Origin of the sequence: Nigerium sp., from assembly GCF_039811905.1 — a bacterium.
Lineage (GTDB): Bacteria > Actinomycetota > Actinomycetes > Propionibacteriales > Propionibacteriaceae > Propioniciclava.
In genome coordinates, this window is sequence record NZ_JBDHZL010000026.1 from 1 (window position 1) to 11924 (window position 11924).

Sequence of the window (11924 nt, forward strand, 5' to 3'; positions counted from 1 at the left end):
GGGTCGGCTCCCGGACGCCCGCGGCGTCCCCGAGGGCCACCCCGAGCGCGGCCGCGCTCACGACCCCGGCCGCCTGCCCCGCGGACGCCCCGGCGGCCACGCGGCTCACCCTGGCCGCCGGCGGGTCGGCGAGCTTCGCGACGAACGTCCCGGACGCCTACGGCCTCGTCGTCCACCTGGCCCCGCTCGCCGGGGCCGGCACCCTGCAAACCCGGCTGACCACGGCGTCCGGCGCGACGATCGACCTGGCGCCGACCGAGGTCGGCGCGGGCTTCGAGACGGTGCGCCTGCCGCTCCCGGACGCCGTCGCCGACGACCGCGTGGTCGCCCTCGAGCTGCGCTCTGACGCCCCGTCCGCCTGGGCCGTCGCCGGCATCGACCTGGCCACCTACCCCCACCGCTGAGCCGCGCGGCGGCGTCCGGGGGCGGAAGGTAGGCTCGACCCGTGCGCGACATCGACGACCTCCGCGCCCTGCTCGAGGGCCGCACGTGGGTCTGCCTCACCGGGGCGGGCGTGTCCACCGACTCGGGCATCCCCGACTACCGCGGGCCGTCCGCGCCGCCCGCGAACCCGATGCTGTATTCGGAGTTCGTCGGCGACGTCGAGAACCAGCGCCGCTACTGGGCCCGCTCCATGCAGGGCTGGCGCAGCTTCGGGCAGGCGCAGCCGAACGCCGGGCACCGTGCCCTCGCGCACCTGGGGGTGGGCGTCCTCACGCAGAACGTGGACGGGCTGCACGAGGCGGCCGGGTCGCGCGGCGTCCTGGCGCTGCACGGCCGCATCGACCGGGTGATCTGCCTCACCTGCGGCGACCTCTCCGGGCGGGCCGGGCTGCAGAGGCGGCTGGAGGAGGCGAATCCCGAGGTCGCCGGCACGATCCCGGCCGGCACGGCCGAGCTGCGGCCCGACGGGGACGCCGAGGTCGACCGCTGGCACGACTTCGTCGTGGTCGGCTGCGAGCGCTGCGGGGGCGTCCTGAAGCCCGACGTCGTGTTCTTCGGGGAGTCGGTGCCGCGGCAGCGGGTCGCCGACGCCTACGCGCTCGTCGACTCGGCCGAGGTGGTCGTCGTGGCCGGTTCGTCGCTCACAGTGATGTCCGGGCTCCGGTTCGCGCGCCACGTGAAGAAGCAGGGCCGGCCGCTGGCGATCATCAACCGCGGTCCGACGAGGGGTGACGAGTTGGCGGACGTCCGGGTGGAGGGCGGCACGTCCGAGACCTTGTGCGCGCTCGTCCCCTCGCCCGCCGCCTGACGCGCCGGGTTCGCTCATCGGGCAGGATGTGCCCATGGACGTGGACATCCACCTGGTACCCGTGCCCGGGGAGGGGGCGGAGCCGTCGGCGCTGCTGCAGGGGCGCGTCCAGGCGGCGAACGAGCACCACCACGACGCCTACGGCCACACCGACTTCGACGACACCCCCGAAAGCTACGCCGCGCAGTACGCCCACCAGGCATACCGGGCGAAGCTCTGCTGGGCGGCGGTCCGGGCCGGGACCGACCCGGCGGGCGTCCGGCCCGACGAGGTGCTCGCCGGGGCGACGGCCCACTTGCCTCTCGCCGACAACCGGACGTCCGCCGACGTCGCCCTCGTCGTGCGACCCAGCGCGCGCGGGCAGGGCATCGGACGCCGGCTGTTCGACCACGTCGCCGCGGACCTCGCCGCCCGCGGCCGCACCGTCTGGACGACCGCCAGCTTCCACCCCGCGGCGCTCCCCGGCTCGCCGGGATCGCTGACGGCGAACTCCGGCGCCGGCACGATCGACGGGCGGCACGCTGCGGCGTCCTTCGCGCGGAACCGCGGCTTCGTGCTCGAACAGGCCGAGCGGTACTCGATCCTGCGGCTGCTCCCCGACGTCCCGCACTGGCACGCGGACCTGGCCACCTGGCGGCGCGACGCCGCTCGGCACGCCGGCCCCGACTACGAGCTGCTGCAGTGGGTCGGCCGGACGCCCGAGGAGCACCTCGTCCCGCTCGCGGCCCTGCGGGCCCGCATGAGCGTGGACGTCCCGTCGGCCGGGCTGGAGATCGAAGAGGAGCACTGGGACGCCGACCGCGTCCAGGCGCACGACGACGGACGCCTCGCGGCCGGGGAACGGGCCGTGACGACCGCCGTCCTGCACCGGCCCACCGGCGACCTGGCCGCCTACACCGAGCTGCTCTGGCCGCACCACCACCCGACGGGGGTCTGGCAGGAGGACACGCTCGTCCATGGCGATCACCGCGGACGCCGGCTCGGCATGCTCGCCAAGGCCGCCAACCTGACCGCGCTCGTGGAGGCGAACCCGGCCGCCCAGCGCGTGCACACCTGGAACGCGGTCGAGAACACGCACATGCTCGCGATCAACCAGGCCCTGGGGTTCGTCGCGCAGGGGCTGGAGGCGGCCTGGCAACGCCGGGCGTGACGGCGGCCACTGACTCCCCTGAGCACGGACGAGGACGCCCGAAGAAATAGGGCAGTACGCATGCGATAATCACCGTGTGACCCCTCCGGAAACCCCGCGACGGCGTGGGCGGATCAGCGACCTGATCCAGCGTCTGCCCAGCCTGCGTCCGGGGGTGCTGGAGGCGGTGGCGGGGGTCTTCTTGATCACCCCGGTTCTCATCTTCCTCCCCACCTATCGCGATGACCCCTGGGGGTGGACTCTCGAGGTTGTCGCGTGTATCGCTGCGGTGATCACGGGGCGTTTCCCGATCCTCGGGAGCTGCGTCATCGGGCTCGCATTAACGGCGCTCGTATTCGACCCCACCGACAGCCCCCGCTGGGCCGCGTTCGCCGTCGCCATCCCGCTCGTCAGCGCGGGCGCCCGAGGCAAGCGCTCGATGCGCCTGCTGCTGACCCTGTGGTACTGGCCTGTGCTGACCTTCATCGAGGTCGGCACGGAGTTCGTGTGGTCCGAGTTCCTCAACGGCGCGGTGCTCTGGGGCCTCTTGGTCACCGTCTTCTGGGTGTTAGGGGAGGGCGCTCGCGCGCTCACCGCCGAGCGGGAGCGCCTGCGCGCGGAGCGCGTCGCGGCCGTCCGCTCGCAACGGCGGACCATCGCGCGAGACCTGCACGACACGATCGCGTACGGGATGACCTCGATCATCCTTCGCGCCGAGCAGGCGAAGCTGCGCGGCGTCGACGACCCGCTCATGGTGGCCGACCTCGACTACATCGTCGCCGCCGGCCGGCGCTCGATGCGCGACCTGCGCGGCATGATGGAGACGCTGCGCCGCAACGAGCCCGACAACGAGCTGCCGCACTCGCCGTGGCAGATCAGCTCGCTCGAGGAGGTGCTCGACCGGCGGCTGGCCGAGCTCACCGACAACGGGTTCCGCGCGTCCGCCCACGTGGACGCCGACCTGGCCGCCCTGCCCGAGTCGGTCCGCGAGACCCTCGGCAAGGTCGTCACCGAGGCCACCGCGAACATGGTCAAGCACGGCGACCGCGACGCCCCCTGCAGCATCATGATCGAGACCGGCGACGGCGAGCTTGAGGCCGTCTTCATCAACACCCCCGCCCACTCCCCCGGCCGTCTGGGCCGGGGGAAGACCACCCACCTCGGGCTCGTCGGCGCGCGCGAGCGCGTCGAGGCCCTGGGCGGCGAGTGCGACGTCACGAGCACCTCGCCGACCTGGGTCCTGCGAGCCCGGATCCCCCTCGGAGCCTGACATGGACCCCCAGCCCTCCCCCGCCGCCCCGATCCGGGTCATCGTCGTCGACGACGACCCCATCGTGCGCTCCGCCCTCGTCAGCTACGTCGAGGCCTCGCCCACGATCGAGGTGGTCGCCGCGTGCGCCAACGGCCAGGAGGCCCTGGCCGCCGTCACCGACGCCCCGATCGACGTCGTGGTCATGGACATCCGCATGCCCGTCATGGACGGCATCACGGCCACCGCCGCGATCCGCGCCCGGTCGGGGCGGACCCGCGTGCTGCTGCTCACCTCGTTCGACGAAGACGACTACATGGTCAACGCCCTCCGCGCCGGGGCCGCCGGCTTCCTGCTCAAGGACGCCTCCCCCAAGGCCCTCGTCGACGCCGTCCACGCCGTCCACGAGGGCACCACGGTCGTCTCCCCTGCCCCGCTCGGGCGGCTCGTCCGCGACGGCCGCGGCGGCGCCCACCCGACCCACCCGCCGCGCTCCGCCGAGCCCCCGCCCGAAGTGGACCTCAGCGCCCGCGAGCTCGACATCCTGCAGTTGCTGTGCCGGGCCCATTCCAACGCAGAAATCGCACAGGAGCTCTTCCTGTCGGAGTCGACGGTCAAGACCCACGTGTCGGCGATCATGGCCAAACTCATGGTGAAATCGCGGCTCAAGGCCGTCGTCCGGGCCTACGAATGGGGCCTCGTCGACCGCGACTGATCGGTGACACCAATTTTTTAGATCACACGTGTCGCGTTATGCTGGACTCCTCCAAACAGGCGCACCCTTGCGCCTGGTCAATAAAGGGGGATGCCTGGAATGAAGAAGACGAAGAAAATCACCGCCACGATCGCCGCGACGATCATCCTGTCCGTCAGCGCCGCCACGCCCGCCCTGGCCGCGCCCAACGCCGGCCAGCTCAGCCAGTCCTCGGACGGCACGACCGCGTGCCGGCTCATCTACTGGTTCCCCGGCTGCTGGGCCCGCTGGTGAGCCGCTGACCGAACCAACGCGCCCCCGCGACCCGCCGGTCGCGGGGGCGTCCTCTGGCTGGGGTGCCTTCCACCGCGACATTGCCTTGTCCCCATTTCTGGGGACCGCCCCAGAAATTCTCCCGGGATTGCGCGTTCGAGAAAGCGCCGCCCTACCCTGATCCCGGTGACCGCCCCGCCGCGAAAGAAGTTTCTGCGCTCGTGCCGGTTAATCGCACGAAACAGCCCCGGGTCGCATTCGGTCGATGCCAGCGGAAAACGATTCGGCGTCCATCACGAACAGTTCACGACGTGGACGCCGAACTGCCTTCTGTTTCCCAGATGACGGACCGGCGGGGAGGCCGCGCGCTCGTTTCGGGCCAGGCAGGGTCTCCAAACTCGGTGCCTGGTGCCGAGCGAGGCCATGGACATGGTGCGGTTGCAGGCACTCCGGATGTCCAGTGGGGATTGAGCGACCGGCGCAGCTGACTCCTAGCCGTTTCTGTCTTGTACTGCTGCACTCGCGGGTCGTGCTGCGGCATCCTCCCGGGCACTGCGGCTGGTGTGGTCGACGTGCAACTGGACGGCCGTGGCGCGCTCGTCCGGCACATCCCCGCCCAGGTCGGGACCATGGGCGTACATCTATCTCGATGCTGTAGCCGTCCACCGTCCACGAAGCCCGGAAGCCGGTCGCAGGGCCGCTGGCCTCGCCGACATCGACCGGGGAGCCCGCGATCCCGGAGAACAGGTCCTGAAGCTGCGTAGCCGCCGGGGCCACGACGGTAGCCCACGACTCACCCGCCCAGAGGAACCAGTACAACCCCACGAACTCGCCGTCGTGGAAATGCCATCCGCCGCGAGGCTTCCCCCAGACGCTCGGCCCCTCCGCAACGATGATGTCCCCTTCGGTCGCCTTCTCGGTCATGTCCAGTCCGTTCTGTGCGAACCATGCACGGCGTTCTGTCTCCGTGGTTGGCCAGGGACTAGAGATCAGACGCCGAACGAGCTCGGCGACGTCCGTCGGGGCAGGCGTGCTGGGGATTTCTGGGCTCATGCTGTCGACACTACGGACGTGCGGTGCCCCACGGAACCGGGGCAGTCCTTGGGACAGGGCCTAGCCCGGCCAGCCGTACTCGGCGGTCTTGGGCGGCGCGGAGTCGGCGGAATACCAGGCCGTGAAGAAGTCGCTCAGGTCGCGGCCCGCGACCTCGCTCGCCAGCGTACGGAACTGGTTGAACGAGTGCGGGCCCTGACCCGCCGCCCACCGCCGCACGAGGGTGTCGAACTTGGACCGCCCCATGACGTTCTTGAGCGCCTGGAGCGCCATCGCGCCGCGGTCGTACGTGGTGCCGAACATGTTGTCGCGCCCCGGGTTCGCGATGGGCTGCCGCCAAAAGCCTGGGTAGGCGTCCTCCCACCGGCTCTGGAGGCGGTCGTTCGCCGATCGCCCCCCGTTGAGTTCGCCGATCGTCCAGCTCGCGTGCGTGGCGAAGCTCTCGTTCATCACAATGTCGGCCCACGTCGCCGGCGTGACGGTGTTGCCGAACCACATGTGCGCGTTCTCGTGGACGACCAGCTCGGTGCGTCCGGCGTCGCTCAGGTCGAGGAAGTCGGAGTCGTAGAACGGCCGCCCGGCGATCTCGAGGGCACCGAACGAGGTGCTCATCGCGCTGACCAGGCCGCCGCCGGCGTCCATCGGGTACTTGCCGTAGATCGCGGCCAACTGCCGGACGCGCATCGGGGTCGTCTTGAGCGTGTCCATGGCGACGTTCTGCTCGTCCGCCGACAGCAGCTTCGACACGGCGTACACGTAGGGGATGCCGTCGACGGTCTCCCGCTCGATGCGGAACGGCCCGATCGCCAGACCCACGGTGTAGGTGGGCGTGGGTCGGTCGGTGCGCCACTGCCAGGTCGCCGTGTTGGGGTCGGAGTCCGCGTCCTCGCTGATGAGCCGCCCGGCGCTGATGGCCTGCAGATCCTTCGGCACGGTCACGCTGACCGCGTAGGTCGCGGGGTCGCTCGGGTGGTCGTTCGAGGGAAACCACGCCGTCGCCGAGATGGGCTCACCGGCGATCATGAGCCCCCGGTCGCCCCGCTGCACGGGACGGTCCCCGCCGTCCGACCGGACGCTCCGCGGGTCGCCGTGGTAAGTGATCGAGACGACGGACTCGCGCCCCGCCTGCAACACCTTCGACAGGCGCAGCATCCGGTCGCTGCCGTTCCCGACGACGACCGGCACGGCCGTGCCGTCGACGGTCGCCGAGTCCACGGTGAGCCCGAGATCGACCCGCACGGCGGAGAGGTTCACGTCGGGGCGAATGCGCATCGTCGTCGTCCCGTTCAGCTCCCCGGACGCCTCGTCCCACCGAACGCGAATGTCGTACGACAGCGCGTCATAACCGTCGCCGCCCGCGTTCGGGTAATAGGGGTCGCCCACGCCGTCGTTCGACTGGCGCGGCGGCACGGTCGGCGTCGGGGTGCGCGTCTCGACCTGCGGCACGGGCACGATCGGAGCGGGCGGTCGCTGCAGCGCGAGCGCCGTCACCACCCCCGCCACGACGAGCACCGCAGCCAGCGCCAGGATCACCACGCGGGCGCGGCGGCGTGCTTCACCCTTGGTCACGGGTCAATCCCCCTCTGGTCAGGTCAGGTACTACGTCAGGACGCCGCGGGCGCGGCCCGCCGCCGGACGAACCGTTCGTCGCCGCGCCGGCGGATGGCGCGCAGCAGGACGACGAGTGGCGAATGCCGCGAGAAGAGCCACAGGGCCGCGGTGACGAGCGTCACGAGGCCAGGGAGCCACAACCGCGCGTAGTAGGCGACCCACACGAACAGATCCCACGGCGCGGATTGGCCCGAGTGCGGCCCCACGCGGCGGCCCACCTGGATCGGGCCGGGCCAGTTGTACGCGCCCCAGGCGACCCCGAGCCAGATGCCCGACCACGCGACGACGCTCGGCCCGTAGGCCGGCGCACCGCGCGTGTAGCGGCGCATGGCGCCCCGGAACAACAGGTGGCTGACCACGATGGCCACCACCCCGAGCGGGATCACCCACGGCTGCGGCAGGCGTCCGGTGTCGTAGGCGAACTCGCTGTTCATCAGCATCATGCGCCCGACCATCGCCGACCCCATGACCGCCGAGACCGTCACCGCCCACGACGCGAACACGAACAGGTGCGCCAGCGCGGCGAGCAACCAGTCGAACGCGAGGCTCGCGCCACGCCGACGCGGACGGGCGGCTCCTTCTCGGGTGGCTCCTTGCACGCGCACATGCTAGCCACCGAACCTGTGCGGCGGCTGTCTCGAACCTGCGAATCCGACGAATCCGCTGCGGTGAACCACACGCCGCGGGTTAGATGAAGGTGTGCTCAACGCGTGGGAGTGCGAAGAAGGCTCCTTGTACGAACGCGTCGGCGGTCATGCCACGTTCGTTCGTTTGGTGCGCGCCTTCTTCGCGGCCGTCGAGCTCGACCCGGAGCTCGCTCCCCTCTTCGGCAGAACCGGCATCGACGTCGTCGAGCCGCGCTACGTGATGTTCCTCGAGCAGTACTGGGGTGGCCCGCCGATCTTCTCCCAGCGTCGTGGCGCGCCGGCGCTCCGCCGCCGGCACATGTCCGTGAAGGTCACCGCCCGCGCCAAAGTCCTCTGGCTGGCCCACATGCACGACGCCATCACCGAGGCGCGGCTCGGCCCGGCCGAGGAGCTCGAGCTACGCGAGTACATCGATCGCGCCGCCCCTTTTCTCATCAACGCCGACTGAGCGGCGTCTCGAGATGCTCCCCGGCCGGGCCGGGTGTCGCTTGTTCAGTTGTCCCCGCGGGGCGCCTTAGCTGGGCGCCCCGGTCGACGACGAGGACGACGACTGCGAGCCGGACGTCTTCGACTGCGAGGTGGTCTTCGACCGCGGGGTCGTGGCCTCCTGACCGCCGGTCGTGGGCTCGGGCTGCGTGGCCTGCGTGGTCGTCGTCTCCGCGGGCTGCGGGGCGACGGTCCCGTTGTCGGTCGCCTGCGTTTCCTGCGGCGCGGCCGAGGTGGTCTCGCCCGCGTACGTCGGCTCGGCGGTGGTGTCGTAGGTCGGCGTCGCGGACGCCGAGTGCGTCGGCCGGGCCGAGGACGCCGGCACCACCTGGCTGATCGTCGTGCCCTGCCCGCCGTCCAGTGATTTACCGGACGCCGTCTCGACGCTCGTCAGCACCAGCATCGTCACCCCAAAGGTGGCGAGGGCGGTCACGACGACGCTCGCCAGCGCGATCCACATCCTGCGGTGCCGCTGCGGCTTGTTCACCTTCGCCACGGTCCCTGACGCCGGCCGCGCCTGCCCGTCGGGCCCGACGTCCACCGTCTCCTCGGTGAGGATGGTCTCCTTCTCGCCGCCGGTGCTCTTCCGCCGCGCCACGACGAGCTTCAAGCCGCTCGCCGTGCGCTGGAGCCCGGCAGAGTAGAAGGTGCTCGAGAGGGCGGTCACTAGGGACGTCAGCCCGGCGCCCGCGACCGTGCCCGCCGCGCCGAGGCGCGAGCTGAGGACGGCCACCGTGCAGGCCGCCAGGGCACCGCCGATCAGCTGCGCCGGCACGATTTTGATCTTGCCCGCCTTCTCGTCGGGCCCTTTTTTCTCGGGCTCGACCGCGGCGGACGGGGAAGTTTCTTTCGTCATTTCACATCAGTCAGTCGGTAGTTCGGCATGATTTCGTTTCTGATTTTAGTCGGCGCGACCTGAATTCTCCCGCCGGTTGCACCACGCTTGCAGCGCGGCATCGACGTCGACCAGCTTCACCACGACCCGCGGTTCGCCGGGCGCCCAGCCGCGGGCGTAGAACTCGCGGATGCGGCGGTTCAGGTCTTCCACGATCTCGCGGGCCCGGTCGGCGCGCTTCACATCGGCGAGCTTCTCCTGGATCGTTTCGGCCTCCTTGCGGAGCGAGAGAACGCCGGGCAGCACCGGCTCCAGGTTCTCGCGTTTGATCTTCGCCTTGATCCACCAGTCGTCCGAATCGTCCAGCTCCAGCGGCTTGCCGGCGCCGGGAAGATTGTCGAACTCGCCCCGCTCCATGGCTTCGCGGATTTGGCGGTCGATCCAGGATTCGAACTGCACGGGCCCCTCCTTCCGGTGCAACTGGCTGCCCACGGTACCCGGCACGCAACCCCGCGGGAGAGGATGGGCCGGTGACCGACGCACCACGACGACCCGCCTTCGCCTACGCCGCGATCGCCGCCGTGCTCCTGCTCGCCATCAACCTGCGTCCCGGCGCGACCTCGATCGGGCCGGTTCTCGCCGAGCTCCGCGAGTCGCTGGGCATGAGCGGCGTGGCGGCCGGCGTCCTGACGGCGCTGCCCGGCATCTGCTTCGCCGTGTTCGGCGCGACCGCGGTCTCACTCGCGGTGCGGCTGTCCTTGAACGGCGCGATCACGCTCGGCGCCCTGGCCATCGCGATCGGGCTCGGCGCCCGATCGTTCGTCGGCGACCAGTGGTCGTTCCTGGGGCTGTCGGTGCTCGCGTTCGCGGGCATGGCGCTGGGCAACGTGCTCGTCCCGTCGTTCATCAAGCGTCATTTCCCGCTGCGGACGCCGACCCTCAGCGCCCTCTACGCGACCGGCCTGGCGCTGGGGGCGACGGCGGCGTCCCTGGCGGCGGCCCCGATCGCCCAGGTCGCGCCGGGCGGCTGGCGGGCCAGCGTGGGCATCTGGGGGGTGGGTGCGGCGGCGACCCTGCTGCTGTGGGTGCCGCTCACCGTCCGCGAGCGGCGGCACGCGCGGGCGTCCGGGCACCGGGTCGCGCCGGGGGCGTCCCTGTGGGGCGTCGCGCGGTCGCCGAAGGCGGTCGCGCTCGGGCTGTTCTTCGGGACGCAGTCGATGCAGGCGTACGTCCAGTTCGGCTGGATCGCGCAGATGCTGCGCGACGGCGGCCTCGGCCAGACAAGCGCCGGGCTGATGGCGTCCATCATCGCGGCGTGCGGGATCCCGTCAGGGCTGGTCATGGCCGGCATCGTCGAAAGCATGCGCGACCCGCGCCGCCTCGGCGTGGTCTTCGGCCTGAGCCTGGCGGTGGGGTACCTCGGCGTCCTGTTCGCGCCGTCGCTCGCCTTGCTGTGGGCGCTGTGCCTCGGCCTGTCGTCGGCGGCGTTCCCGACGGCGATCGCCCTGATCACCGCTCGCTCGCGGGCGCCGCACGTCACCGCCCAGGTCTCCGGTTTCACCCAGTCGCTGGGGTACCTCCTCGCGGCGGCGGGCCCCTTCGCCGTGGGCGCGCTGCACGATCTGACCGGCGGCTGGACCGTCCCGCTGCTGGCGCTCACCGCGTCCTCGGTGGTGCTGGGCGCCGCCGGCTGGGTCGCCGCCGGGCACGGCTACATCGACGACGAGCTTCCGGACGCCCGCGGCTAATCCGCGACGCCCGGCTCGCCCCGCAGAGCGATCGTCGGCGGCCGGTCTCCGCGCACGGACGCGACCATGTCGACGACCCGTCGCGTCGGGGCGACGTCGTGCGTCCGAAAGACCGTCGCCCCCAGCCACGCGGCGATGGCGGTCGCGGCCAGCGACCCCTCCAGCCGCTCCTCGGGCGGCAGATCGAGGGTCTCTCCGACGAAATCCTTGCGCGAGATGGCCTGCAGCACCGGGAAGCCCAGGGACGCCAGCTGTGCGGTCGCCCGGACCAGCCGCAGCGAGTGCCGGGTCGTCTTGCCGAAGTCGAGCGTCGGGTCGACCAGCACGCGGGACGCCGGGACGCCCGCCTCCACCGCCCGGGCCGCGCCGGCGCGCAGGGTCGCCAGGACGTCCGCGACGACGTCGTCGGGATCGGGGCCGTAGGTCACGTCGACCGGATCGGTACGCGGCGGCAGCCCGCCCGCGTGCGAGACGACGTAGCCGGCCCCCACCTCGGCGGCCACCTCCAGTAAACGCGGGTCGGCGCCCGCCCACGTGTCGTTGACGAGGTCGACGCCCACCTCGGCGCACGCCCGCGCGACCTCGCTGCGCCACGTGTCGACGCTCAGGATCAGGTCGGGATGCGTCGCCCGGGCGTGGATCAGGAACGGCATGAGGCGCGTGATCTCCTCGTCGGCGTCCACCCAGTCGCCCTGCTGTCCGGCCCGGACGCCGCCCACGTCCACGATGTCGGCGCCCTGAGCGACCGCCCGGTCGAGCGCACGCTTCGCCGCGCTCAACTCGTCGGAGCGGGCGTGCACGTAGAAGGAGTCGGGCGTCCGGTTCACGATCGCCATCACGGCCGGACGAGCCGCGTCGAACCGCCGCCCCCGCAGGATCAACGGGGAGGGGGCGACGAGATCGACCGGCCACACGTCCACGGCTGACATGCCCTTCATCGTCCAACA

13 protein-coding genes are annotated in these 11924 nt (G+C 71.6%); 8 read left to right on the forward strand and 5 right to left on the reverse strand.

Annotated features, from left to right (window positions below; genetic code table 11):
• The 6 genes from WMJ97_RS06770 to WMJ97_RS06795 all read left to right on the forward strand — a co-directional run.
• Window positions 1-404: hypothetical protein (locus WMJ97_RS06770; RefSeq protein WP_347348221.1), on the forward strand; the 404-nt coding region annotated here is incomplete at its 5' end.
• A gap of 41 nt (window positions 405-445) precedes the next feature.
• Window positions 446-1252, forward strand: coding sequence for a Sir2 family NAD-dependent protein deacetylase (locus WMJ97_RS06775; protein ID WP_347348222.1), 807 nt, complete (start codon window positions 446-448; stop codon window positions 1250-1252).
• 34 nt (window positions 1253-1286) lie between these two features.
• Window positions 1287-2402, forward strand: coding sequence for a GNAT family N-acetyltransferase (locus WMJ97_RS06780; protein WP_347348223.1), 1116 nt, complete (start codon window positions 1287-1289; stop codon window positions 2400-2402).
• Between the two features lie 76 nt (window positions 2403-2478).
• Window positions 2479-3651: a histidine kinase gene (locus tag WMJ97_RS06785; RefSeq protein WP_347348224.1), complete on the forward strand. Its 1173-nt coding sequence runs from the start codon at window positions 2479-2481 to the stop codon at window positions 3649-3651.
• Between the two features lies 1 nt (window position 3652).
• Entirely contained in the window at window positions 3653-4345 is a 693-nt protein-coding gene (locus WMJ97_RS06790) for a response regulator transcription factor (RefSeq protein ID WP_347348225.1), read from the forward strand.
• 99 nt (window positions 4346-4444) lie between these two features.
• Window positions 4445-4618 carry a hypothetical protein gene (locus WMJ97_RS06795; protein ID WP_347348226.1) on the forward strand — a complete coding sequence of 58 codons (174 nt, stop codon included), beginning with the start codon at window positions 4445-4447 and terminating at the stop codon, window positions 4616-4618.
• Between the two features lie 1092 nt (window positions 4619-5710).
• On the opposite strand, the gene WMJ97_RS06800 is transcribed toward WMJ97_RS06795, so the two are convergent.
• Window positions 5711-7219 carry a M1 family metallopeptidase gene (locus WMJ97_RS06800; protein ID WP_347348227.1) on the reverse strand — a complete coding sequence of 503 codons (1509 nt, stop codon included), beginning with the start codon at window positions 7217-7219 and terminating at the stop codon, window positions 5711-5713.
• A gap of 35 nt (window positions 7220-7254) precedes the next feature.
• Window positions 7255-7860 carry a hypothetical protein gene (locus tag WMJ97_RS06805; RefSeq protein ID WP_347348228.1) on the reverse strand — a complete coding sequence of 202 codons (606 nt, stop codon included), beginning with the start codon at window positions 7858-7860 and terminating at the stop codon, window positions 7255-7257.
• Window positions 7861-7960: 100 nt separating this feature from the next.
• On the opposite strand from WMJ97_RS06805, the gene WMJ97_RS06810 reads away from it, so the two are divergent.
• Complete coding sequence (locus tag WMJ97_RS06810) at window positions 7961-8356, forward strand: globin (RefSeq protein ID WP_347348229.1); 396 nt, start codon at window positions 7961-7963, stop codon at window positions 8354-8356.
• Between the two features lie 66 nt (window positions 8357-8422).
• On the opposite strand, the gene WMJ97_RS06815 is transcribed toward WMJ97_RS06810, so the two are convergent.
• Entirely contained in the window at window positions 8423-9250 is an 828-nt protein-coding gene (locus WMJ97_RS06815) for a hypothetical protein (RefSeq protein ID WP_347348230.1), read from the reverse strand.
• Between the two features lie 45 nt (window positions 9251-9295).
• Window positions 9296-9688 (reverse strand): DnaJ family domain-containing protein, encoded by a 393-nt coding sequence (locus WMJ97_RS06820; RefSeq protein WP_347348231.1) that lies wholly within the window; start codon window positions 9686-9688, stop codon window positions 9296-9298.
• A 71-nt stretch (window positions 9689-9759) separates the two neighbouring features.
• On the opposite strand from WMJ97_RS06820, the gene WMJ97_RS06825 reads away from it, so the two are divergent.
• Complete coding sequence (locus WMJ97_RS06825; protein ID WP_347348232.1) at window positions 9760-10977, forward strand: MFS transporter; 1218 nt, start codon at window positions 9760-9762, stop codon at window positions 10975-10977.
• On the opposite strand, the gene folP is transcribed toward WMJ97_RS06825, so the two are convergent.
• The gene (folP, locus tag WMJ97_RS06830; protein WP_347348233.1) at window positions 10974-11906 is read right to left on the reverse strand and encodes a dihydropteroate synthase; all 933 of its coding nucleotides are present in this window, start codon (window positions 11904-11906) and stop codon (window positions 10974-10976) included. The genes WMJ97_RS06825 and folP overlap by 4 nt on opposite strands.
• Between the last annotated feature and the right edge of the window lie 18 nt (window positions 11907-11924).